The sequence below is a fragment of the Halorubrum sp. GN11_10-6_MGM genome (genome assembly GCF_005435165.1).
GTDB lineage: Archaea > Halobacteriota > Halobacteria > Halobacteriales > Haloferacaceae > Halorubrum.
In genome coordinates, this window is record NZ_SGUC01000018.1 from 40,563 (window position 1) to 63,724 (window position 23,162).

The window sequence follows — 23,162 nt, forward strand, 5'->3', positions numbered from 1 at the left end:
CATTCTCTAACTTAACGCGACCGACTATTCTGGGTCAACTATTTAAGATCTCCTTCCTTCCCCCTACCGAGATAAGTGATTAATCGCAGAGTGGTAACAACGACTGCCGAAGCCCAGCCGCGAGAGCCCGTGCGTCTCGTGTCGCGCCTCGTTCAGTCACTCTGTTTACTCGCTCCTTCGCTGAGGTGCTTACATCGGTGACCTTCGCCCTCGCAACTGCCCCCTCGTGCCATGCCTCACAACAGCACCGCACCTCACGCCTCCCCAGCTCCGTCGCTGCGAGTTAAAATCGCCAGTGACTCTATCGCGTGAGTGATCCTCGGCGCTACGTGCCGGCTGTCAGAGCGATCGAAGGTCTCTCGCTGCTCACATCACCGCACACTGAGACGTCGCTTTGCGGTCTATACGTACCCTTCCTCGACGAGCAGCTCGCCGTTGAGCAGCGAAGCACCGGCCGCGCCGCGGATCGTGTTGTGCGCGAGGCAGTTGTACTTCGCACCGGTGTCGGTCGTCTGGACACCGCCGGCGACGATCCCCATCCCGTCCGCGTACGTGCGGTCGAGGCGGGGCTGCGGGCGCTCGGGCTCGTCGTCGCCGAACACCTTGATGAGCTGGTCGGGCGAGCTGGGGAGGTCGCCGGCGCCCTCGAACGAGCGCATCGCCTCGCGGAGGTCCGCGGCCGAGGGGTCGTCGGCGAACTCGGCGAAGACGTTCTCCAAGTGGCCGTCGAGCGTCGGGATGCGGTTACAAGAGGCGGCCACGTCGGCGTCGTGGAGCGCGACCTCGGCGCCGTCGAACTCGCCGAGCAGCTTGCGCGACTCCGTCTCCATCTTCTCCTCCTCGCCGCCGATGTGCGGGATGGCGTTGTCGATGATCTCCATCGAGGTGACGCCGGAGTAGCCGGCGCCGGAGACGGCCTGAAGCGTCGAGACGCTGACGCGCTCCAGTCCGAACTCGTCGATCGCCGCGAGCGTCGGCACCATCGTGATCGTCGAGCAGTTCGGGTTCTTCACGAGGGCGCCGTCCCAGCCGCGCTCGTCGCGCTGGACCTCGATCAGGTCGAGGTGGTCGGGGTTGATCTCCGGGATGGTGAGCGGCACGTCTTCGGCCATGCGGTCGTTCGAGGAGTTCGACGAGACGACGTACCCCTCTTCGAGGAACGACGGCTCGACCTCGGCGGCGACGCCCGAGGGGAGCGAGGAGAACAGGAGGTCGACGTCGGCGTCGGCGACGCCCGCGGGCGTCGTCTCCGCGACCTCCATCTCGGCGACGTCGTCCGGGATCGGGGTGTCGACGCGCCACTTGGCCGCCTCGCGGTAGGTCTTCCCCGCGCTCTCCGCGCTCGCCGTGACAGCGGCGAGGTCGAAGGTCGGGTGATCGTCGAGCAGCTGGATGAATCGCTGGCCCACGGCCCCCGTCGCGCCGAGGATACCGACTCGTACAGACATTGCGCGTGAGTCAGTGACAGGGACGTAAGTGCGTTCGGATACGGGTCGATTCCGCCGGGCGCGGTCGGCGGTTCGGCGGAACGGCCGGTCCGACGAGAGATGGCCGTCGACGGCCCCGAGTCCCCGACGGACCGTCGCCGAACGGAGCGGTCCGGCGGCCGTCCCGCAGTCCGCCCCGGTAGGCAACACATTATAAATAATGGTGGGTGATATTCTCACGCAATGTCCGAGTTCGGAGCGCTCTCGATCCTCCCGCCGCTGCTCGCCATCGCGCTGGCGATCGTCACCCGCAAGGCGATCCTCTCGCTTTTTCTCGGCATCTGGTCGGGGGCCGTGATCTACACGGGCGGGCTGGGAATCGTCCAGACGTTCGACTGGATCGTCGCGGCGATCATCGCGGACGACGGGTTCCAGGCGACGATCCTCGTGTTCACGTTGCTGCTCGGCTCCGGCGTGGCGATGGTGTGGAACCTCGGAGGGACCTACGCCATCCGCGACTGGGCGATCGAGCGTCTCGACACGCAGCGCAAGGCCGGGCTGGCGGCGTGGGGCCTCGGACTCGTCCTCTTTTTCGACGACTACGCCAACACCGCCATCGTCGGCTCGGCGATGAAGGACGTCTCAGATCAGCTCCGAATCTCCCGCGAGAAGCTCTCGTACGTCGTCGACTCCACCGCCGCGCCCGTCGCGACGCTCGGCATCTCCTCGTGGGTCGCGTTCCAGCTGTCGCTGATCGACGAGGGGTACGCGGAGGCGGGCGTCGCCGAGGCGAACCGACCCAGCACCTTCGAGGTGTTCCTCGCTTCTATCCCGTTCAACATGTACGCGATCCTCGCCATCGCGATGGTCGCGATCGTCGTGCTGTGGGGCCGCGACTACGGGGAGATGCTCACCGCCGAACACCGGTCGTGGACGACCGGGCAGGTCACCCGCGAGGGCGCGGAGCCGATGCAGGACGTGGCGGGCGAACTGGGCGAGCCGCCGGCGTCGACGCCGCGCCTGATCAACTTCTTCGCGCCGGTCGCCGTCCTAGTCGCCGTCACAGTCGCGACCGCGTTCTGGTCCGGCGGCTTCGCGCCGACGGGCTTCCTCTCCGACTTCCTCGCGGGCGAGTTCGGAAGCGCGGGCGACCGCCTGTGGAACGCGGTCATCGGCGCCGACTTCGCGACCGCCCTGATGATCGGGTCGTTCGGGATGGTGCTGTCCGGGTTCGTGCTCGGGAAGGCGTACCGGATCTTCGGGGTGGGGGAGGCAACCGAGCACGCCGTCGACGGGTTCGGAATCATGCTCACCGCGGTGTCCATCCTCGTGTTGGCGTGGGGGATCGGGGAGGTCATCTCCGCGCTGGAGACGGGTCAGTACGTCGCCGAGGCGACGGTCGGGACGGTCCCCCAGTCCGTCCTCCCCGCGCTCGTGATGGCCGTCGCCGGCTTCATCGCCTTCTCGACCGGGACCTCCTGGGGGACGATGGGGATCATGACCCCTATCGCGGTGCCCGTCGCTTGGGAGATAACCGGAGGCGGTGCCGAGGGGCACGCCCTCGTCGCGGTGATGGTCGGCGTCATCTTTTCCGGGGCGATCTTCGGCGATCACAGCTCGCCCATCTCCGACACGACGGTGCTGTCCGCGACGTTCACCGGCGCGGACCTCATCGACCACGTCCGCACGCAGATCTACTACGCGGCCACGGTGGGGCTCGTCTCGATCGCGCTGCTGCTCGCGTGGGGCTTTTTCGGGATCACGCCGTTCGCGCTGCTCCCGATCGGCGTCTTGGCGCTCGTCGGCCTCGTCTACCTCCTCTCCGAGTTCGACGCCAACCGTCGCGGGATCGACCCCGTCTCCGTCTCCGAGCCGCAGACGGACGACGGCGAGCGCGTGGTCGTCGCCGGGACTGAAGAGGACTGAGCGTCCACCCGACCCTTTAAAACCGCTCACCGGTTATGCGGAGTCGCGCGCCATTAGTCCCCGCCCGAGTACTCCCCGATGGGAGCGATGACAGCGCGGAGAACCCAGGCGCGTCACATCGGTCGCAGACGCGACCCGCCCGTCGCCGCGCAGGCGACCGCCCGCCACGAGGGTTTCCCGGTCGACGCGGCACGCCGCCGGAGATGAGACCGGTCGTTAGTGTCGCGGGCGCACATTTCGAACGCTCGATGAGAGGGATCCGACGGCGGCGCACGGGAACGAAGAGCGCGTCACGGGGCGGTGTCGGGTTTTTAATCGGCACACCTCCCACCTTGAGGTATGGTCTACCAGATCACTCTCCCGGAGTGGCTGACGGAGCTCCTCTCGGCGTACGATCAGGTGCTGTCGGAGCTGTTCTGGTTCGCGGTCGGGTTCGCGATCGTCTACCTCGTCGGCCAGATCGTCCTCGTTCCGCTCGCGACGCGGGCCGTCCGCTCGCGGAACCGCAACAACGCCACGATCGAGACCGCGACGGAGACGTACCTCCGCGTGGCGGTGATCGGGTTCGCGGTCCTCACGGGCATCATCGGCGCCGGGTACGGACGGGTGCTCTCCGAGTCGGCGGTCATCATCGCGGCGCTCACGTTCGCCCTCGGTATCGCCGGGCAGCAGGTGTTCGGGTCGCTCGTCAGCGGGATGTTCCTCGTCGCCGACCCGGATTTCAACGTCGGCGACTAGATCGAGTGGCCGGGCGGGAGCGGGACGATCGAGGCGGTCGACTTCCGCGTCACCCGCGTCCGGACGCCGAACCACGAGACGATATCGGTGCCCAACACCGAGCTCACGGCCAACGCGATCACCCGGCCGTACGGCCGCGACCGGTTTCGGCTCACGGAACAGGTGGACGTCGCCTACTACGAGGACACCGAGCGGGCGCTGCTAGAGCTCCAGCAGATCGTCACGACCATCGGTCCGGTGCTCGACGACCCGGCGCCGAACACGCGCATCGTCGAACTCGGCGAGAACGCGATCACGATACAGGCGGAGTTCTGGACCGACGACCCGGGAAACAAGGACATCCAGACGATCCGCTCGGACTTCCGCCGACTGGTGAAACGGCGCTTCGACGAGGAGGGAATCACGCTCGCCCCGCCGTCCGCGAACCTGCTCTCCGGCGAACTCACCGTGACGGACCGGTCGGCCGACGCACCGAACGCGGCGGGGCGGTGACCGCCACGAAGCGGGTCGGTGACTGCCACGCAGCGAGCAGTGACCGCCGGGATCCGGCGACCAACTCGCGGACTGCGGGGCCGCCCCGCGGAGACGTCGGATCGACTACTCGGAGTCGCGCAACACCAACGGCCCGACGGCGAGCGTGCGCTTCGCGAGGGTGAGCACGCGGAGCAGGTAGGAGACGAAAAGCGAGAACGGGAGGAGCGCGACCGCGAACGCGCCCCCGACGACGAGCGTCACGTGGTCGACGCCGAGCGTCCGTCCGGGGAACGTCCCGGCGTCGACGGCCGCGACCATGAGACCGGCGACGACCAGCGCCGGCACCGCGGCGTACAGGATCAGCCGCGAGAGGTCGATCAGCGCCCACTGGAAGTACAGCGTTTTGACGTGTTCGCGGGCGGGGCCGAACAGCGACAGCGACTCCCGCAGTTCCACGAGGAGGTCCCGCTCGTCGTCGGTGAGCGCCTCGTCGTGATCGGTGGTGATGCGTTCGATCCGGCCGATCTTCGGGCCGTAGTCGAAGTTGAGCGCGGCGAACACGACGTCGAAGGAGCCGAACTCGGCGCCGTCGAGCTGGCCGCGCACGGCGTCGGCGTTCTCGGCGATTCCCGTGGCGAGGTCCTCGACGTCCGCTTCGAGCGCGGGTCGGTCCGCCTCGTCGCCGCCGCCTCCGCGACCGCCTACCGATTCGCGGAGGGCCCGGGAGCGCTCCGCCGCGGCGCCGAGGAGCGCGTCGAGGAACGCGGCCGGGTCCGTGGGGGTCGGCGCACCGGTCAGCTCCGCGATGTCGTCTCGGACCGCGAGCGTCCCGTTCATGCGCTCCTGCTGGTCGCCGAGCGGGCCGTTCTCCTGCGTGAGCACGAGCTGTCCGATCGTGACGACGAGCGTCGCCCCGGTGACGATGGCCGTGATCATCGAGGCGAACAGCGTCTCGATCGGGTCGCTCGCCTCGACCTTCGCCGCGAGCGACGGCGAGAGGACGACCGCGGCGGCGACGAACGCGACGAAAATCACGACAGTGAGGACCGCCGCGACGACGAGCCGGTTCGCGCGCAACAGCAGCCAGAGCTTCGCGCGGTTCTCGCCGGCGCGCTCGCGCATCGTGTCGGCGGTGTCCGTGTTGCCGGCGTCGTTGACGTCTCCCCCGGCCGAAGCCTCTCCGACCGAGTCGCTCATCGCGGCTCGGCGCGCACCGAGAGGTCGTCGACGTAGCGGGTCGCGTCGGCCCTCCGGATCGTCGCGGCGCTGACGGCGCCGAGCCCGTCCGTCCAGAGTAGCTCGCGTCGGGTCGTCGTCTCGGATCCGTCCATGAGTAGCGACACGGCTCGCGAGCACTATATAACTACGCGAGTGCGACGAGAGCGACCGGAACGCGGTAGTCGCGGCCACGGGACTCGGTCTGCCGACCGCCGCGAGCGAGCCCCGACGACCCCCGCGATCGCGCCCCGATGCCGGCGGCGCAAGTCACAACCCGCTGCTCGCCGAACCGGGAGTATGTCGACAGCCGCCGGCTCCGACGTCACCCTCGTTCGCAACGCCACGGTCCTCGCGACCGTGGACGGGACGACCTTCCTCGTCGACCCGCTGTTCGCGCCGCAGGGCGCGCTACCGCCGATCGATAACACCCCGAACGACCGGAACAACCCGCTCGTCCCGATGCCGGACGTCGACCTATCCCACGACGCGGTGATCGTCACTCACCGCCACCCGGACCACTTCGACGACGCGGCGGTCGAGGAGCTCGACGCCGACGTGCCCCTGTTCTGTCAGCCCGCCGAGGCCGACGCGTTCGCCGAGGAGGGGTTCACCGACGTGCGACCGGTCGAGGAGACGGCCTCATTCGACGGGGTCACGCTCCACCGGACTCCGGGTCGCCACGGCCACGGGGAACTGGCCGAGCGGATGGGGCCGGTCTCCGGGTTCGTCCTCGACGGCGACGAGACGCTGTACCTCGCCGGCGACACGGTCTGGTACGAGCCGGTCGCCGAAACGCTCGACCGGTTCGACCCCGACGCGGTCGTCCTCAACGGCGGCGCGGCGCGGTTCACCGAAGGCGAGCCGATCACGATGGGGGTCGAGGACGTGGCGGCCGTCCGCGAGGCCACCGACGCCGCGATCGCCGTGGTCCACATGGAGGCGATCAACCACTGTCTGCTCTCGCGCGAGGAACTCCGGGCCGAGACCGAGGACGTGGTGGTCCCCGAAGACGGCGAGCGGATCTGGGTCTAGCGCGCTCCCGTCCGGCAGCCCGAGAGTCTTTGTGTGTCTCCCCGGAACGGCATCGCATGTCTCGCGCGTCGGACCTCGGACGGCTCTACGACCTCTTCGATCGTCTCGAAGCGGCCGGCGACGGGAAGCGACGCCTCTCGGACTGTACCGGACACATGGACTGGCCCGAGCGCGGGGTCTACTTCTTTTTCGCGACGAACGAAACGCGGGAGGCGACCGACCAGCTTCGGCTCACGCGCGTCGGTACGCACGCCGTCTCGACGGGGTCCGGAACATCGCTGTGGAACCGGCTCCGAACGCACCGCGGAGCCAACCGCGGGAGCTACGAGGGCGGCGGGAACCACCGCGGGTCGGTGTTCCGCAAGCACGTCGGACGGGCGATGATCGAACGGAACGGACTCGGCGAGGAGTACCCCCACTGGGGCGAGGGTTCCACCGCGGACCGCGAGCGTCGACTCGCGGAGTTGGATCACGAGCGACGCGTGAGCGAGTACATCCGTGACCTCCCGTTCCTGTGGATCGACGTCGACGACGAGCCCGGACCCGAGAGCGACCGGGCGTACATCGAGCGGAACGCGATCGCACTCGTTAGCAACTACGAGACGGAGGCCATCGACGACCGAAGCGACGAGTGGTTGGGGCGGGACAGTCCGCACGAACGAATCTCCGAGTCGGGGCTGTGGAACGTCGATCACGTCGACGAGGCGTACGAACCGGCGTTCCTGGACCGACTGGCGGGCACCGTGGCGGAGACCGCTGAGCCGTAGCTTCCTCGTGGCGGACCGCCGCCGTCCGCTCGGCGCTCGTGAAGACTTATCGGGGCAGGTGGCGGTTCTGGTGTATGACGCAGCCGCAACCGGGAGAGCAGTTGGTCGGCGCGTACCTCCGCGTCGTCGAGGGGTGCGACCTCGTGACGTACAACCAGCGGTCCATGGAGCAGGGCGACCAAACGGAGCTCGACGTGCTGGGCGTCAAGTCGACTCCCGAGGGCCAGCGGGTCCTCGCCTGCGAAGTCGTCACGCACCTCGACGGACAGCTGTACTCCGGGACGCCCTCGACGGACGAGTGGGCTGCGTACGGGAACGCCAGCTACCAGTACAGCTTAGAGCGGATCTCCGAGAAGTTCGAGCGCGTCGTCGACTATCTCGACGTCGTGTTCGACGACCTCTCGCTGGCCGAGATCCAGCTGTGGTCGCCGTACGTCAGCGAAGGACACCAGACCGCCGGGCTCACCGAGGTCGTCGAACGCACCGAGCGCGACCACGAGCCCGGCGTGCGGCTCGTGATCAACGACGAGTACACCGACCGGATCGAGGAGCTCCGCGACGCCGCGAGCGCGTCGTCGAAGGACTACAGCGAGACGGGGTTCCGTTACCTCCAGATCCTCGAAGGCATGCGGTAGCGCGGTCCGCGTCCTGCGCAGCCTCGCGGCTCGCGGTGTTGCTCGCCGCGAGAAGGTCCGGGTGCGAGAATCGAACCCGAGCGAGACTCGCTTCGCTCGTCTCGCGTGATTCAATCTCGTCGTCCGGACTTTTCGCTCCTCACTCCGTTCGTCGGTAAAGGTCCGGGTGCGAGAATTGAACCCGCGTCTCAGCCTCCACAAGGCTGAAGGATAGTCCACTACCCTAACCCGGACACGCGTCGTCAACTACCTCGCTTCGATAAATAACGGTTACGACTCCGGGACGGGCGTGCGACGGCGTGGCGCCCGGGGCGGGTTCGGTCGCGTCGTCGACCACCGCGTCGTTTTTGACGGTCGCGGGCGTATCGACGCCAACTCGTGGCCTTCACCGACAAGATCTACGTCAAGAACCACCGCCAGCTCTCCTCCCAGCTGGAGGCGAACATTCCGAAGGGGGCGTTCGCCGGCGCGACCCTCGACCTGCTGTTCACCGGCGACGGCCTCTCGAAGCTCGACGAGACGACCCGCGACCGCGTCCTCGACTTCGCCGAGGACTTCCTCGACTGCGACTGTGACTCGAACCCCTACTGCGGCCATCCCGAAGAGAAGTTCATGCGGTACGTCCTCGAACTTCGCGCCGAGGGGCTCGGCCCGCAGGCCATCGTCGACGTGATGACCGACGACTACATGGTGTACGCGTACACCGGCGACGTGCTCTCCTTCCTCGACGACTCGGTCAGAAAACTGGAGGCGATCGAGACGCTCGCGGACGTCGACGGCAACGGCGAGATGTCCGAGCGGGCGCGAAAGGCGAAACGAGAGCTGTCGGGCTAGCGATCGGTCCCGAAGCGGACGCGTCGGTCGGGGTCGGCGACGACGCGACGACTAGTCGTTGTCGGCGGACGCGACGCCCGAGCCGATCTCGTCGACGGGGGCCTCCTCCTCGGTCAGGTTCCCGTCGCGCCAGGTGTCGCGTTTGAACCAGAGGTACGCGACGACGCCGCCGACGACGTTCGAGATCGGGAACGCGATCCACAGCCCCATCGCGCCCAGCGAGCCGGCGGCGACCCACGCGACCGGCAGGCGGACGAACCCGAGGGTGACGAGGGAGATGACGGCCGCGATCATCGTGTGGCCCGCGCCGCGGAAGCCGCCGGTGTACGCCCGCATCACGCCGATGAACCCGAACGAGAGGCCGCTCACGCGGAGGAACGTCGTCGCGTGGTCGACGACCGCCGGATCGGGGGAGAACACGCCGGCGATCGGCCGCGCAGCGAGGACGATGACCCCGCCGCCGACCGTGAGCAGCGCGAGCAGGGCGCGGGCGCCGAAGTGGTTCGTCTCGGCGGCGCGGTCCAGTTCGTCCGCGCCGATGTTCTGTCCCGTCATCGTCTCGATCCCCTGCGAGACGGCGAGCGCCGGCAGGAAGATCACCGAGAAGATCCGCGTCCCGATGCCGTACGCCCCGCTGACCGCGTTCGGGAAGTTCGCGACCACGACGAGGAGCGCGGTGATCGAGACCGAGCGGGCCGCGCCCTCGGCGGAGGCGGGCAGTCCGATGCCGAGGACGGTCTTCCCGAACTCGGGGTCGGGGAGCATCTCCGAGAGCCGTATCCGAACGCCGCGGTCGCCGCGGAACATGATCTGAAGGCCGACGAGGAGCGCGAGCGCCCTGGAGCCGACGGTCGCGATCGCGGCGCCGCCGATCCCCCAGCCGGTGAACCCCGTCGCGTCGAGGGCCGCGGCCTCCAGCCCGCCGAGGCCGAGCGCGCCGAACAGCGGGTTCGCGTCGAAGCCGAAGATGAAGATCGGGTCGAGGAGGATGTTGAGGACCACCGAGCCGGCCATGACGTACATCGGGGTCACCGTGTCGCCGTAGCCGCGCATCAGCGCCATGAACACCGCGAAGCCGAAGACCGCGAACAGGCCGACCGCGTACACCCGCATGTATTCCACGACGAGCGGCGCGACCGTCTCGTTCACGCCGAGGAGCGCGGTGACGTCGTCGACGAGGACGTATCCCAGCACGCCCAGCACGACGGAGATGACGGCCGCGTACGCCATCGTCTGCGACGCGGCGTAGGCGGCGCGGTCCTCGTTGCCGGCGCCGGTGTGTTGCGCGACGAGGACGCTCCCCGCGACGGAGACGCCCAACGCCAGCGAGATCATCAGGAAGACGATCGGGAACGCGAACGTGATCGCCGACAGTGCCTCGGTGCTGTACCGGCCGAGCCAGAAGGTGTCGGCGAGGTTGTACAGCACCTGAAAGAGGTTCTGGACGACGATCGGGAGGGAGAGGAAAAACAGCGGCCACCCGATGTCGCCCGAGGTGAGGTCGAGCTCGTCGGCTCCTTTAAATAGCGAGTCGACGCGGTCGCGGAGCCCCATCAGGCGACCGCCTCCGAGGGGCCCAGGTCGTCGCGCTCGGGGAGGGGACTGTTCGCGGCGTCGGGGATCGGTCGGTCCGTGTGGTCCATTCGGTTCGTACCAATACTGACTGACTGGTCAGTCAAAAACATTCGGAAGCCGGACGGCTGCGCCGATCCGACGGCGGACGACCGCCCTGATCGGCCGTCTGATGAACGCCCTGATCGGACGGCGGACGACCGCGCCGTCCGCTTCCCGGAGGCGAGGAGCGGCCGAACGGTCTAAGTGCGCGCGCGCCCGAAATCCGGCAATGAGTCTTCGGCCCGCGTGGCTAACGTTCAGGCGATACGCGGCGGCGACGACGGGGATGACGCTCGTCCTCTTCTCGCTCGGCGTCTACACCGCGGCGACCGGTTCGGGGCTGGCGTGTCAGGCCCAGTGGCCGCTGTGTTCCGACCAGCTCATCCCGGCGCTGACGATCAACCCCGACTTCATCGAGTGGTTCCACCGCGCGTGGGCGATGGTGACCGGCTTCCTCATCATCGGGGTCGCCGGGTGGACGTGGCTCGGCTCCGAGTTCGAGCGCCGGACCAAGCTGGCGGCGACGCTGGCGGTCGCGATCCTCCCCGTTCAGATCACCGTCGGCGCGATCACCGTCACACTCGGCGGGCTCGTCCCCGGCGGGTACACGGTGTCGACGCACGCCGCGCACCTGATCGTGGCGCTGACGATCTTCACGCTGCTCGGGCTGGCGACGATCTGGGGCGGCGGGCGCGGGAACGCGCGGCTGCTCCGCGCCGCCGCGGGGATCGCGGTCGCCGGCATCGTCGCCAGCGCGGTCTTCTCGCGGGCGGTGCCGTTCCTCACCTACGCGCCGCCCGCGCAGGCCGCCTTCTACATCACCGGCCTCGCCGGGCACCTCGGGCTCGTCGCGGTGATCGCGTACACGACCGAGGCGGTCCGGGGAGGGTACGACGGTCTCGACGCCGGAACGGCGGGCACCGTCCGCGCGCTCGCCGCCGGGTCGATGACTGCCCTCGTCGGGACGCTCCTGCTCGGTCGCGACCTCGTGTTATACACCGCCACATGGCAACAGATCAACCTCGTCGCGCTGGGCATCGCGGTCGCGCTCGCCGCGGGCGCGGTGTGGGCCCTGCGCCGGCCCGACGCCTCGGGACCGACCTCGGAGCCGATCGGCGGCGACTGACGCGCGTCGAGACGGGTTTCGGAACCCGTGTGCGCGGGCCGATCGACCGTCGCACCCGGAACCGGCGCGTCCGAGGGAGGAAAGGTTGAAATCGCTCGCCGTACTCGCACGGGTATGACACGCCGCACCCAGACCGATGTGAGCCGTCGGACGTACCTGAAGCTGACCGGCGGCTCCGCCGCGGTCGGACTGACCGGTCTCGCCGGCTGCCTCGGCGAGAACACCACCACTATCACGCCCGGAACCGCGCCCGGTTTCCCGCCGTTCGAGATGCGGCAGGACGGCGAGCTGGTCGGGTTCGACGTCGACCTGCTGGAGGCGGTCGTCGCCGAGACCGACTACGAGCTCGGTGAGTGGGCCACCTTCGACTTCGACGGGCTGATCCCCGCGCTCACGCAGAACGAGGAGATCGACGTCATCGCCGCCGCGATGACGATCACCGAGGATCGCCAGGAGACGATCGCCTTCTCGGACCCGTACTGGGAGTCCGACCAGGCGATCCTCGTGCGCGAGGGAGGCGACTTCCAGCCGTCGGAGTGGGCGGACTTCGAGGGCGCCCGCGTCGGCGCGCAGTCCGGGACCACCGGCGCCGACCAGGTCCAGTCGAACCTCGTCGACCCGGGGATCGTGGCCGAGAGCGACTCCTCGACGTACGACAGCTACGTCCTCGCGGTCGAGGACCTCGCGAACGAGAACATCGACGCCGTCGTCGTCGACAACCCGGTCGCCGAGACGTTCGCCGCGAACCGCGCCGTGACGATCGCGTTCGTCGAGGAGACCGGCGAGCAGTTCGGCTTCGGGCTCCGGCAGGGCGAGTCCGAGTTCCAGTCCGCGCTCAACGACGGCCTCCAGACCGTCCGCGACGACGGGACGTACCAAGAGATAACCAACACCTGGTTCGGGCAGGAGTAGGATGTCGGTCGCGGGCCCGCTCGCGCTCGCCGCGTCGAACAGCCTCGGCGCTCTCGCGGGCGCTGCCTCCGCCGCGGCGCCGGCGGCGAGCGACGCCGTCGTGCCGGCGATCGGATCGATCGACCCGTGGCTCGTCGGCGACCCCGTCGACTGGTGGTTCGTCCTCCGGAACGTCGACTACCTCGGGGGCGGGCTCGCGCTGACGGTCGGGCTCACGGTCGCGTCGATCCTGCTCGGGTTCCTCGTCGGCTTCCCGGCCGGCGCGGTGGAGGTGTACGGTGACGGACCCGCGAAGCGCCTCGTGGAGACGGTCGGGGTCGTCCTCCGCGGGACCCCCATCGTCGTCATCCTCCTCGTGATGTACTTCGTGATCGGCGTCCCGCAGGTGAACCTCGGTATCGGCTCGATCTCGCCGGCGATCTCGGCCGGAATCTTGGGTCTCGGACTCCGGAGCGCCGCGTACCAGTCGCAGATCTTCCGGGCGTCGCTCGCGAGCGTCGACGACGGCCAGCTGGAGGCGGGGCGGGCGGTCGGCCTCTCCCGGTTCGAGGCGATCCGGTACGTCGTCGTCCCGCAGGCGCTCCGGCGGTCGATCCCGGGCTTTCAAAACGAGTTCACCATCGTGTTGAAGGACACGAGTATCGTCTTCGCGATCGGCCTCGCGGAGCTTCTCACCCGCGGGTACGACCTGTTCACGGAGCAGACGACCGCGGTCCTCGAAGTCATCCTGTTCATCAGTGCCATCTACTTCGTCCTCACGTTCACCACGAACCGCGCGCTCGACTACCTCGGCACCCGGTACGCGATCCCGGAGGGTGAGTCGGCGTGAGTGACGACGCCTTCCTCCGCGTGAGCGAGGTCTCGAAGTGGTACGGCGACGAGCAGGTGCTCGACGGGGTCTCCTTCGAGATGGACCGGGGCGACGTGACCGTCCTGATCGGCCCGTCCGGCTCCGGCAAGTCGACCATGCTCCGCTGTGTCAACCGGCTCGCGGAGGCCCAAGAGGGGTCGATCACCCTCGACGGTGAGGAGGTGCTCTCGCCCGACACCGACGTCGACGAGCTCCGCCGGGACGTCGGCATGGTGTTCCAGAGCTTCAACCTGTTCGCGCACCTGACGGCGACCGGCAACGTCGCGCTCGGGCCGCGACGCGTCCTCGGACTCTCGGAGGAGGAGGCACGGGACCGCGCCGCGGCGCAGCTCGAACGCGTCGGGCTCGCCGACCAGCTCGACTCGTACCCGGCTGAGCTGTCGGGCGGCCAACAGCAGCGCGTGGGGATCGCCCGGGCGCTGGCGATGGAACCGAAGCTCATGCTGTTCGACGAGCCGACGAGCGCGCTCGACCCCGAGCTCATCGGCGAGGTGTTGGAGGTGATGCGCGCCCTGGTCGACGAGGGCATGACGATGCTCGTCGTCACCCATGAGATGAGCTTCGCGCGGGCGGTCGCCGACGAAGTCGTGTTCTTAGACGACGGGCGCGTGGTCGAGCGCGGCCCGCCGGAGCAGCTGTTCGAACGCCCCGAGAAGGAGCGGACCGGCCGCTTCCTCGAACGCATCGCGAGTCACGACTGATGGCGGGGGCGACGCGACCGCGGACGGTCGGCGAGCGCGTGGCCGACGCGGACCCGTCCGCCGGCCGGATCCTCCTCGTCGCCGCCGGCGCGCTGTTCTGGGGCTGGCTCCTCGTCAGCTGGGTCAACCGCTGGCTCGGCGGTGCGATCGCCCCGGTCGGCGAACCGCTCGTCGCGCCGGAGACCGTCGAGGGCGCGTTCGCCGCGGTGCCCGGGCTCGCCGCGGTGGCGGCCGACGCCGCGTTCGTGGTCGAGCTCACGCCCGTCCTCGCGCAGGGAACGTGGCTCACGGTGGTCATCACCGGCGTGAGCCTCGTCTGCGGCTTCTTCATCGCCGTGCCGCTGGCGGTCGCGCGGGTGTACGGTCGGTTCTCGGCGTGGCTCTCGCTCGGCTACACCGAGCTGCTGCGCGGCACCCCGCTTCTGGCGCAGCTGTTCGTGCTCTACTACGGGCTGAACCTCGCGGCCTCCGTGCCGGCGGCGGTGTCGGGCGTGTTCCCGCGCGACGTGGTGTGGGTCGCGATCCTCGGGTTCACGCTCAACGGGGCCGCCTATCAGGCCGAGTACATCCGCGGCGCGGTCGAGAGCGTCGACGACGGCCAGATCACCGCGGGGCGCGCGATCGGGCTCTCGAAGCTGGAGTCGATCTACTACGTGGTGCTCCCGCAGGCGCTCCGATACGCGATCCCCTCGTGGACGAACGAGTTCGTCTACCTGATCAAGTACTCGTCGCTGGCGGGCTTCATCACGGTCCCGGAGCTGTACTACCGCGCCGACCAGGTGGCCACCGAGACGTTCCGGTACACCGCCGTCTTCCTCGTCCTCGGCGCGATGTACCTCGCGTTGGTGCTCACGGCGTCGAAGTTCATGGAGCGCGTCGACGACCGCGTCGCGATCCCGGGACTCGGGGTGGACCGGGAGCGGTGACGGTCACGCGCCGAAGTCGGTGACGACCTCGACGCCGCGCGCGTCGTACTCCTCCATCGCTGCGAGCCGTCCCGACACCTCCGACAGCGACAGCTCCCGAGAGACCAGCTCGCCGGGGGCGATCCCCGTCGCCTCGATCAGATCGAACAGGTCGTCGTAGCTGGTCGGCGGCATCCCGCGCGACCCGAGGAACGAGATCTCCCAGCGAGTCATCCAGTCGATCGGCAGCGACACCTCGCCGCGCTCGGCGTCGGTGGTGAGTCCGACCTGGACGTGCGCGCCACGCGGGCGCACCGAGCGGACGGAGTTCCGACACGTCTCCGCGATCCCGAGCGCGTCCATCGAGACGTCTGCGCCGCCGTCGGTCAGGTCGCGGACGCGCTCGGGGACGGACCCGTCTCCCGACGGCGACGCCGGGTTCACGGTCGCGTCCGCACCGAAATCGGCCGCGAGCGCGAGCGCGTCGTCGTCGACGTCGACCGCGATCACGCGGGCGCCGAGCGCCGCGGCGATCTGGACCGCGGAGAGCCCGACGCCGCCGCAGCCGTGGACGGCGACGGCGTCGCCGCCCCCGACGCCCGCCCGCTCGGCGAGCGCGTGGTACGCCGTCATGTACCGGCAGCCGAGCGCCGCGGCCGCGGTCGCGTCGAGCCAGTCCGGGCGCTCGACGAGGTTGTAGTCGGCCGCGGGCACCGCCACTCGCTCCGCGAACGCCCCCGGCGCGGCGGCCTCGAACCCGAGCGCGCGCCCGTCCTCGCAGACGTTCCCGGCGCCGCGGCGGCAGTGCGGACAGGTGCCGTCGCCGAGCGAGAATGGGACGACCACGCGGTCACCGGGCCGGAATCGGTCGACTTCGCCGCCGACGGCGAGCACCTCGCCGGCCGGCTCGTGGCCGAGGACCTGCCCGCGCGGGACGCGGTCGTCCGCCCACTCGCCGTGGCCGGCCCACGCGTGCCAGTCGCTGCGACAGACGCCGCAGGCGTCCACGCGGACGACGGCGCCGTCGGGGGCGGGTTCGGGGTCAGGGAGGTCGCGAACCGCGAGCGGTTCGCCGTACTCTCGCAGGATCGCTGCGCGCATACGGGAGCCACCGAGCGACGGGACAAAGGTCTCTCGGCGCTCCGACCCCCTCGAGAGATTATTTCGCGGCGTTTTTACTTGATCTCAGCGCATGACAACTGATAGGCGAGTAAGGTTTATGCCGACCGAGTAGACTCGTTGACACGTGTCGCGTCAACTCGAACGACGTCCCGGAGTCGCGTACCGTCGGCCCGGTGGAGATCCCGACCGATTCGTGGTCGAGGCCGCCGGCGAGTCGCGGCTCGATCTGTCGGACTGTTCCGACGGCGGATGGCTCGATCGGGTGGCGAGCGCCGACCGCGACCGGCTCCGAGAGGCGCTGGAGGCTCCCGCCGTCGACGTCGTGTATCGGGTCGCGGCCGACGGGGAGCCGCGGTGGGTCCACGAGCGCGGCCGAACGACGGACGGCGGCGACGTGGTGGGATACCTCTTTCTCGCGGGCGAGCGCGTCGAGCGTCGGCGGCAGCTAGAGCGGCAGCGCGAGCGGCTCGACGAGTTCGCGAGCGTCGTCTCCCACGATCTCCGGAACCCCCTCTCCGTCGCGGTCGGCAACGTCGAACTGGCGGAACAGCTCGCCGGTGACGCATCGGCCGAACGGATGGACCGCGCGCTCGACGCGCTCGACCGTATGGACGAGCTCATCGGCGACCTCCTGACGTTGGCCCGGGAGGGGAAGACGGTCGACACCGCCGAGCCGACCGACCTGCGGCCGGTCGTCGAGCGCGCGTGGAGAACCGCGGGCGAGTCGGCCGACGCCGCGCTCGCGATCGATGGACCCCTCGGAACGACCCGATGCGACCCGGAACGGATGCGACAGGCGCTCGAGAACCTCTTCCGGAACGCGATCGAACACGGCACGACCGACGACGCCCCGACGACGCCTGACGCCTCCGCGACGCCTGACGACGCCCCGACGACGCCTGACGCCTCCGCGACGCCTGACGACGCCGCGGTCCGGGTCCGGGTCGGACGGACGGACGAGGGGCTCTACGTCGCGGACGACGGGCCGGGGATCGATCCCGACCAGCGGGACGCCGTCTTCGAGCCGGGACACACGACCGCGCCCGACGGCACGGGCTTCGGGCTGGCGATAGTCGAGCGGATCGCGGCGGCGCACGGTTGGTCGGTATCGGTCACGGAGAGCCGCGAGGGCGGCGCCCGATTCGAGTTCGTCTACGACGAGTCGATCGACGCCCCCGAAACGAGCGGACCCGACACCGGTCCGCACTCGACTCGGCTCCGCGGTCGCGGTAGTCAGTGACCCGCCGAGCCCGTCTCACATGAAATCGGTCAGCCCGGCCTGATCGTCGTCTGCTTCGTCGTCGGAACCGTCTTCCGCGGTCGCGTCGTCCGCCGAGTCGCGCCCGTTGCTCTCGCCGGCGGTCGGTCCGGAGTCATCGGGGGCGGCCTCATCGGTCGCGGCGTCGGCCGCGGTCGCGTCGTCCGCGTCCTCCCCGCGGTCGGCACCGTCGAACGCGAAGGCGCCCTCGGCGTGTTCCTCGATCAGCTCCTCGCGGCGGGCTTGCGCGTCCTCGACGATCGACGTGACCTTGTTCGTCGACTCGCCGGAGCCGGTGACGAAGGCGACGCCCGCCTCGTCGAGGTCGTACGCCGCCGCCATCGCGACGGTCAGGTCGCGGGGCTTACAGTGGTGGGTGACGGCCTCGAGGAACGGTAACACCTCCCGTCTCGCGGTCGCGACGCTACACCCGCTCGCGGCCGCGATCTTGCCGACGACCTCGTCGGCGGTCGCGTCCGACGACGACCAGAACTGCGGGCGACCGTAGCGCGTCCAGCCACCCTTCTCGCCGTCGCGGGCGGCCGCGACGCCCGCGGCCGCGTTGTCGGTCGCGTAGCGCCAGTAGGAGTAGTTCTGGGTGGCGCGCACGCGGCCGAGCCACACGTCGGCGTTGGCGAGGAAGTCGTACGCGCGGACCGCCTCGGTCGGCTCGTACACGTCGAGGACGTTGTTCTCGATCCAGCGCGTCAGGTCGTCGGGCGTCTCGTCGACGGCGTACGACGACCGCAACGCCTCCTCGGCGGACTCCTCTTTCAACACGGCGTCGAGGAACGGAAACAGCCCCAGCGCCTTGTCGCGGTCGCCGGTAACGACGTCGTCGACCGTGATCGAGTCGCGCCCCTGGGTCGCGGCTTGGAGGTCGTTTATCGCGCCGCGGAGATCGCCGCGGTTCCCTTCCGCGATCTGCTGGAGGGCGTCGGAGTCGAACTCGATCCCCTCCTTGCGGCAGACGTCGCGGAGGACGGGGACGATGGAGCGCGCGGAGACGTCGCGGAACTCGATCTCCCGCGTCGCGTTCCGGAGTCCGCGCGACATGTCGTAGTAGTCGTTGGCGATGAGGACGATGGGCTGACCGGACTCCTTGACCAGCTTCGTGATCGCCGAGGCGCCGCCGCGGTCGTAGTTCCCGTGGATGTTGTCGGCCTCGTCGACGATGACCAGCTGGCGCGAGGCGGTATCGCCGCCGCCCGCGCCGCCGCCGGCCGCGCTCCCGCCGAGGGTGGCGTTGCGCGCCGCACGGCCCGCGGAGCGCTCGATGACGTCGGCGGTGCGCTGGTCGGAGGCGTTCAGCTCGACCGTCTCCCAGCCCATGTCGTTCGCGAGCGCGTGCGCCGCGCTCGTCTTCCCGACGCCCGGGCTGCCGTGGAGGACGACCGCCTCGTGGTGGTCGTCCCACGAGCGGGCCCACTCCGCGAACGCGTCGCGGGCCTTGTCGTTGCCGCGGACCTCCGAGAGCGTGCTCGGGCGGTACTTCTCCGTCCAATCGGCCATTACCGGAGCAAGGAGCGAGCCGCGTTTAGTGGTTGCGGAGCGTCAGTCGTTCGCCCGGTCGCGGAGGTCGAGACGCGGGGTGAACCCCTCGTACGCGCCGTCGCTGGACACGATGGGGTCGTCCCCCGACGCGACGAGGTGGAGCGCGTCGAACGGCGTGAAGCCGTGTTCGTCGACGTACGTCGCGGCCGCGACCACGCCGTCGACGTCGCCCCGGACCTCCACGAGCGCGGCCGCGTTCGCGACGGTCCGCTCCGCGCTTCGGTCCTCACGGTACGCGACGAGCAGGAGTTCGACGAGCGTGAGCCGGGAGGTCCAGAGGTCGTCCCGGTGATCGCGATACACCGACTCGGCCGCGTCTCCGAGCCAGTCGTCGTCCTTTATCAGCGCGAGAAGGAAATCGGTCTCCGCGTACATTCAGCGCCCCGCCTCGTCGATCGCGGCGTCCCGCGCACCGTCGCGCAGCTCCTCGGCGGTCTTCTCGACGTCCTCGAACTCGTCTCTGAGCGCTTCGAGCGGGTCCTCCGCGACCGGAACCAGCTTGATACCGTCTCGGAGTCGGACGACGCGATAGCGGTCCCCGTATCGCTCTCGGATGTCCTTCGGGAGGGTCAGGCGTCCCCGGTCGTCGAGGGTCGTTTCGCCCATATAGCGAACTACGGTGAGAAAATATAAGAAAATACCCCATAGAGCTGATCGCACCCATCATCCTGCTATTCGGAGTTCACGATCTCCTCCTCGGTGAGTCCGTACAGCTCGTAGACGACCTCGTCGATAGGCTGCTCCGTCCGCTCGATCAGAGTAGGATAATGTGCTGATAATTGGGGTCCACAGATTAAAATGTGTATTAAACAATCTGCGAGTATGCCAATTGATCTGGGTCTCTGGCGAATAGCGGATAACGACGACTTTGAGCGTGTTTCGTCAACGAAACTCGACAGCGAAGACCGGCTTGAAGAATTCCTTCTCCAAGATCCGAACGTCCTCGGACAACCGTTGTTAGTCATCGATCGGCAAATAACGACATCAAGCGGGAAGCGTCTCGATATTCTGGCGATGGACGCGGACGGAGATCTCCATGTCGTCGAGCTCAAGCGAGACCGGACACCGAGGGACGTAACTGCGCAGACAATTGATTACGCCTCTTGGGTTCGAAATCTCACGTACGACGAAATCAAAGAACTCTACGAAGACTCGGACGAGCATGAGGACTCATTCGAAGCAGGATTTGATGAGAAATTCCGGCCGAATCATGACGACTCCTCTGAGGGGCCCGACGAGGTAAACGAAGAACATACCCTGACGATTGTGTCCTCTGAACTTGACGCCTCGACAGAGAGAATTATCGAGTACCTCTCTGAGGAATTTGATGTGCCGATCAACGCAGTTCGTTTCAATTACTACCAGGAAGACGAGCGAGAATACATTGCCCGGACATGGTTGAATGACCCCTATCAGTCGGAGGATGTGGACGAAGAGAGTACCAGAGAAGACTGGAGTGGCGTGGATTTCTATGCGAATTTCGAACAAACAAAATACCGGAATTGGGACGACGCCCGCGAATACGGATTTATTGCGGGAGGTCACGGAGAATGGTATCACCGAACAATGGGGACCGCAACGGAAGGGTCTCGTCTGTTCGTCTACCACCCACAAAAAGGGTATATCGGAGTCGGAACTGTGACCCAAGAAAAGACTCCGGCTAACGAATATAAGGTCGAAATTGACGATAAAACAGTGCCTCTCACAGAGGCTCCGCTTGAAGGTGACTTAAGCCGGGACGCAGAGGATCCTGACCTCCGTGAGTATGTCATAGGAATTGCCTGGGAAGATACTAGAGACATAGGGAATGCCGTCTGGGAAGAAGGGATGTACGCAAACCAGAATACAGTGACTAGGCTACGTGACCAGCACACGCTTGATCAGCTTCGAGAGGCTTTCGACGTTCCAGAAGTCAAGGATTAACACTGATGGATCAGTCTGATTTCGACAGACCGCGAAATGATCCGCGTGCCCAGCGTGTTATACGGTCAATCGAGCGGTTTGCTACCGAATTTGATCGACGTGTCCCGAGAGAACACGCAAACGAGGTCCTCTACGACTCAGTCCCACTCGAAGGTGGGATAATCCGCCAAGGACCGGAGCGGTTTATCGAGGAACACCTCATTCGTGACGTTGCTGATGCTCTCGGCTACCAGTATCGGCCACAACCGAAGGGATTTGAGGGACTCGGAGATGACACTCCAGATTTTACCATTACAAATGTCGATGTGACAGTGGTCGGTGAACTCAAATCCCCGAACGGAATTAAGAAGGCCCAGACAGAATCAATTCACTACCTTGATGAGGCTGAGAATCGCCCCCTTGTCGGTATTGCCTCTGATGGGTGGACGTGGATCAAGTACACTGCTCGAAAAGGTGAGAAACCAACTCCCAGCGACCATTGTTCTCTTCGTCAGGTTATCCGTGATATTGCGCGTGAGCAGTCTGTAGACCAGTCTCCGCGTCGCGATCGGCCAGAACTACGGAAGCGTTGCTACGACTTTGTGTCTTCATTTGGTGCCGAAGAGATCGGCAAGTCTGTTGAATCTGAGCAGGACTGAAAACGCTACTTTGAGACCGACAAATCGCTGAGCTGATTGAGACTCTTTTCGGGGTTTATTTTCCTACTGCCTCCTCAACGACCTCGATCTCCTCGTCGATGAGCCCGTACAGCTCGTAGACGATCTCGTCGATCAGGTCGTCGGTCTTTGCGATCTTCGCGTCGAGCTCCTCGGCGCGCTCTTTCGTCTCTAGGTAGTTCTCCAAGTCGTCGGCCACGTCGTCGACGTCGGGAACCTCGATCGCCTTCAGCCGGTCGATCAGCGAGTTCGTCTTCGTCGCCGTCTCGCGGAAGTTCGCGAAGCCGCCCGCCTCGTCGACGGCGACCGGAACGAAGTGCTCGATCAGGTCCGCCTCCGTCTCCGTGTAGCCCCACTGGTCCGTTTCGTGCGCGTCCTCGTCGTCCGGCTTGTAGCGGGCGGTGGCCTCGACGAGGACCGTATTGGGGGACTCGCGATCCAACGATACATCACCAACCCGTAGGTTTGATCGGTGTTCATTGGTCTGTTCGAGCATCGATTCGTCTGCGTTCTTAGGGGGTTGAACAAATCCGATATTGGTGAGCCCCTGTTCAGCATCGTAGTTACCAAGATGGTCTCTCAAATTGAGATTCAGTTCTACGAGTTCGTTATTTTTGTCAATCAGGTAGTCACAAGCAGTTTCCAGACAACGGTGGGCAGCCGATGCTTGGATAGCCCCACCTTCCATTAGATAAGATGAAATCAACTCTTGATTTGAAGATCTACCAGATAGTTTCTTTCTCAGTTGTCCATTATCAAGATCCGAATGCTTGCCTTCCAGATCTACATTGGGGAGCGGAAATTTCCTTACTGACTGAGGGTACACGTGTGAGTAATCTCCTTGAAGACTTCCTGTTGCGAATCTGTTGGCATAATAAAAGTTGTCAACTGAAGAATTGACAATTGCGAGAATCGCTTTGAGGGAGTAGTTCGTTTCTAATTTGTCGAATCCTTCGAAATCGGTCCGGAGATCGGTTCCTTCTACGTTATCATACATTGTACAAAGAACGGTGAGATGATCTGTGTACATACCCCTATCATCAAATGCGGCTAGAATTGAATCGTCGTCAGCTGAAACATATCGCACTGCGATCTTTTCAGATTCAAACAGTTTTGAATGACGGGGTCCGTAGATCTCGCTAGGCTGGTAGTCAAGGTAGATTTCAGGCCATTCAATATGGTATCGGCTGATATTCTTTCCCTCAAAGAATTTCTTGTAGCCTTCTTTATATTCCTCAGATAAGAAGTGTGACTTTCCAAACCCACCCTTCTCTTTACTCGAAATCTGGGCACCATAATTCACATAACATATATTACCCATCCTGATACAGCTTTCATCTATGGTATGTGTTTAGCCCGAGATCGATTTCGGTACTCTCTCGTAGGAGCCGTTTGAGAGGTATCGTAGATCGATGCAACAGGCGAGCAAGTGGATTCCTGAGGGATGGTCTCCGATCAGGAGACCATCC

General features: G+C 66.6%; 24 protein-coding genes, 1 tRNA gene and 1 pseudogene. 15 read left to right on the top strand and 11 right to left on the bottom strand.

Annotation, left to right across the window (positions count from 1 at the left end; genetic code table 11):
• Positions 1 to 401: 401 nt before the first annotated feature.
• Positions 402 to 1,448: an aspartate-semialdehyde dehydrogenase gene (gene asd / locus EXE46_RS10305; RefSeq protein ID WP_137688307.1), complete on the bottom strand. Its 1,047-nt coding sequence runs from the start codon at positions 1,446 to 1,448 to the stop codon at positions 402 to 404.
• A 222-nt stretch (positions 1,449 to 1,670) separates the two neighbouring features.
• Here asd and EXE46_RS10310 point away from each other — a divergent pair, with 222 nt between their 5' ends.
• The 3 genes from EXE46_RS10310 to EXE46_RS17410 all read left to right on the top strand — a co-directional run bounded on the left by EXE46_RS10310 (position 1,671) and on the right by EXE46_RS17410 (position 4,583).
• Complete coding sequence (locus tag EXE46_RS10310; RefSeq protein WP_137688308.1) at positions 1,671 to 3,353, top strand: Na+/H+ antiporter NhaC family protein; 1,683 nt, start codon at positions 1,671 to 1,673, stop codon at positions 3,351 to 3,353.
• Positions 3,354 to 3,692: 339 nt separating this feature from the next.
• Entirely contained in the window at positions 3,693 to 4,091 is a 399-nt protein-coding gene (locus EXE46_RS17405) for a hypothetical protein (protein WP_241981531.1), read from the top strand.
• Between the two features lie 87 nt (positions 4,092 to 4,178).
• Positions 4,179 to 4,583 carry a mechanosensitive ion channel family protein gene (locus EXE46_RS17410; protein ID WP_342765020.1) on the top strand — a complete coding sequence of 135 codons (405 nt, stop codon included), beginning with the start codon at positions 4,179 to 4,181 and terminating at the stop codon, positions 4,581 to 4,583.
• A 105-nt stretch (positions 4,584 to 4,688) separates the two neighbouring features.
• Here EXE46_RS17410 and EXE46_RS10320 read toward each other — a convergent pair whose 3' ends face one another.
• Both EXE46_RS10320 and EXE46_RS16855 read right to left on the bottom strand, forming a co-directional pair.
• On the bottom strand, positions 4,689 to 5,762 hold the full coding sequence (locus EXE46_RS10320) for a hypothetical protein (protein WP_137688309.1): 1,074 nt from the start codon (positions 5,760 to 5,762) through the stop codon (positions 4,689 to 4,691).
• Entirely contained in the window at positions 5,759 to 5,896 is a 138-nt protein-coding gene (locus EXE46_RS16855; RefSeq protein ID WP_158413946.1) for a hypothetical protein, read from the bottom strand. Before EXE46_RS16855 ends, EXE46_RS10320 begins: the two co-directional genes overlap by 4 nt.
• A 184-nt stretch (positions 5,897 to 6,080) precedes the next feature.
• On the opposite strand from EXE46_RS16855, the gene EXE46_RS10325 reads away from it, so the two are divergent.
• From EXE46_RS10325 to EXE46_RS10335, 3 genes are all read left to right on the top strand, one after another.
• Positions 6,081 to 6,815 (top strand): MBL fold metallo-hydrolase, encoded by a 735-nt coding sequence (locus tag EXE46_RS10325; protein ID WP_137688310.1) that lies wholly within the window; start codon positions 6,081 to 6,083, stop codon positions 6,813 to 6,815.
• 56 nt (positions 6,816 to 6,871) lie between these two features.
• Positions 6,872 to 7,582 (top strand): hypothetical protein, encoded by a 711-nt coding sequence (locus EXE46_RS10330; protein WP_137688311.1) that lies wholly within the window; start codon positions 6,872 to 6,874, stop codon positions 7,580 to 7,582.
• A 74-nt stretch (positions 7,583 to 7,656) separates the two neighbouring features.
• Positions 7,657 to 8,217: a hypothetical protein gene (locus EXE46_RS10335; RefSeq protein ID WP_137688312.1), complete on the top strand. Its 561-nt coding sequence runs from the start codon at positions 7,657 to 7,659 to the stop codon at positions 8,215 to 8,217.
• 160 nt (positions 8,218 to 8,377) lie between these two features.
• Here the strand turns inward: EXE46_RS10335 and EXE46_RS10340 are convergent.
• A tRNA-His gene (locus EXE46_RS10340) sits at positions 8,378 to 8,450 on the bottom strand.
• A gap of 145 nt (positions 8,451 to 8,595) precedes the next feature.
• Between EXE46_RS10340 and EXE46_RS10345 the strand changes: the two genes are divergently transcribed.
• The gene (locus EXE46_RS10345; protein ID WP_137688313.1) at positions 8,596 to 9,051 is read left to right on the top strand and encodes a DUF5814 domain-containing protein; all 456 of its coding nucleotides are present in this window, start codon (positions 8,596 to 8,598) and stop codon (positions 9,049 to 9,051) included.
• Positions 9,052 to 9,102: 51 nt separating this feature from the next.
• Here EXE46_RS10345 and EXE46_RS10350 read toward each other — a convergent pair whose 3' ends face one another.
• On the bottom strand, positions 9,103 to 10,605 hold the full coding sequence (locus tag EXE46_RS10350) for an MATE family efflux transporter (protein WP_137688314.1): 1,503 nt from the start codon (positions 10,603 to 10,605) through the stop codon (positions 9,103 to 9,105).
• A 289-nt stretch (positions 10,606 to 10,894) separates the two neighbouring features.
• Between EXE46_RS10350 and EXE46_RS10355 the strand changes: the two genes are divergently transcribed.
• The 5 genes from EXE46_RS10355 (at position 10,895) to EXE46_RS10375 (ending at position 15,201) form a co-directional block, all read left to right on the top strand.
• A complete protein-coding gene (locus tag EXE46_RS10355; protein WP_137688315.1) occupies positions 10,895 to 11,791 on the top strand; it encodes a COX15/CtaA family protein in 897 nt (298 codons plus the stop codon).
• A gap of 114 nt (positions 11,792 to 11,905) precedes the next feature.
• Positions 11,906 to 12,703 carry a basic amino acid ABC transporter substrate-binding protein gene (locus EXE46_RS10360; protein ID WP_137688316.1) on the top strand — a complete coding sequence of 266 codons (798 nt, stop codon included), beginning with the start codon at positions 11,906 to 11,908 and terminating at the stop codon, positions 12,701 to 12,703.
• Between the two features lies 1 nt (position 12,704).
• Complete coding sequence (locus tag EXE46_RS10365) at positions 12,705 to 13,532, top strand: amino acid ABC transporter permease (protein WP_137688317.1); 828 nt, start codon at positions 12,705 to 12,707, stop codon at positions 13,530 to 13,532.
• A complete protein-coding gene (locus EXE46_RS10370; RefSeq protein WP_137688318.1) occupies positions 13,529 to 14,275 on the top strand; it encodes an amino acid ABC transporter ATP-binding protein in 747 nt (248 codons plus the stop codon). Before EXE46_RS10365 ends, EXE46_RS10370 begins: the two co-directional genes overlap by 4 nt.
• On the top strand, positions 14,275 to 15,201 hold the full coding sequence (locus EXE46_RS10375; RefSeq protein ID WP_137688319.1) for an amino acid ABC transporter permease: 927 nt from the start codon (positions 14,275 to 14,277) through the stop codon (positions 15,199 to 15,201). Before EXE46_RS10370 ends, EXE46_RS10375 begins: the two co-directional genes overlap by 1 nt.
• Positions 15,202 to 15,204: 3 nt before the next feature.
• Here the strand turns inward: EXE46_RS10375 and EXE46_RS10380 are convergent, their stop codons facing one another.
• On the bottom strand, positions 15,205 to 16,281 hold the full coding sequence (locus tag EXE46_RS10380; RefSeq protein ID WP_137688320.1) for a zinc-dependent alcohol dehydrogenase family protein: 1,077 nt from the start codon (positions 16,279 to 16,281) through the stop codon (positions 15,205 to 15,207).
• Between the two features lie 145 nt (positions 16,282 to 16,426).
• On the opposite strand from EXE46_RS10380, the gene EXE46_RS10385 reads away from it, so the two are divergent.
• The gene (locus EXE46_RS10385) at positions 16,427 to 17,542 is read left to right on the top strand and encodes a HAMP domain-containing sensor histidine kinase (RefSeq protein ID WP_137688321.1); all 1,116 of its coding nucleotides are present in this window, start codon (positions 16,427 to 16,429) and stop codon (positions 17,540 to 17,542) included.
• 15 nt (positions 17,543 to 17,557) lie between these two features.
• Here the strand turns inward: EXE46_RS10385 and EXE46_RS10390 are convergent, their stop codons facing one another.
• From EXE46_RS10390 to EXE46_RS10400, 3 genes are read right to left on the bottom strand one after another with little or no spacing between them, the layout of a single operon-like run.
• Positions 17,558 to 19,072 carry a replication factor C large subunit gene (locus EXE46_RS10390; protein ID WP_137688322.1) on the bottom strand — a complete coding sequence of 505 codons (1,515 nt, stop codon included), beginning with the start codon at positions 19,070 to 19,072 and terminating at the stop codon, positions 17,558 to 17,560.
• Between the two features lie 42 nt (positions 19,073 to 19,114).
• Positions 19,115 to 19,489, bottom strand: coding sequence for a PIN domain-containing protein (locus EXE46_RS10395; RefSeq protein ID WP_137688323.1), 375 nt, complete (start codon positions 19,487 to 19,489; stop codon positions 19,115 to 19,117).
• Entirely contained in the window at positions 19,490 to 19,720 is a 231-nt protein-coding gene (locus EXE46_RS10400; protein ID WP_137688324.1) for an AbrB/MazE/SpoVT family DNA-binding domain-containing protein, read from the bottom strand.
• Between the two features lie 216 nt (positions 19,721 to 19,936).
• On the opposite strand from EXE46_RS10400, the gene EXE46_RS10405 reads away from it, so the two are divergent.
• Positions 19,937 to 21,037 carry an endonuclease NucS domain-containing protein gene (locus EXE46_RS10405; RefSeq protein WP_137688325.1) on the top strand — a complete coding sequence of 367 codons (1,101 nt, stop codon included), beginning with the start codon at positions 19,937 to 19,939 and terminating at the stop codon, positions 21,035 to 21,037.
• A gap of 5 nt (positions 21,038 to 21,042) precedes the next feature.
• A complete protein-coding gene (locus EXE46_RS10410) occupies positions 21,043 to 21,675 on the top strand; it encodes a hypothetical protein (protein ID WP_137688326.1) in 633 nt (210 codons plus the stop codon).
• A 55-nt stretch (positions 21,676 to 21,730) separates the two neighbouring features.
• Here the strand turns inward: EXE46_RS10410 and EXE46_RS17415 are convergent, their stop codons facing one another.
• Positions 21,731 to 22,135, bottom strand: coding sequence for a hypothetical protein (locus EXE46_RS17415; protein ID WP_241981532.1), 405 nt, complete (start codon positions 22,133 to 22,135; stop codon positions 21,731 to 21,733).
• A gap of 363 nt (positions 22,136 to 22,498) precedes the next feature.
• Positions 22,499 to 23,014, bottom strand: a pseudogene (locus tag EXE46_RS17735) (TaqI-like C-terminal specificity domain-containing protein); the annotation flags it as partial.
• Positions 23,015 to 23,162: the final 148 nt, after the last annotated feature.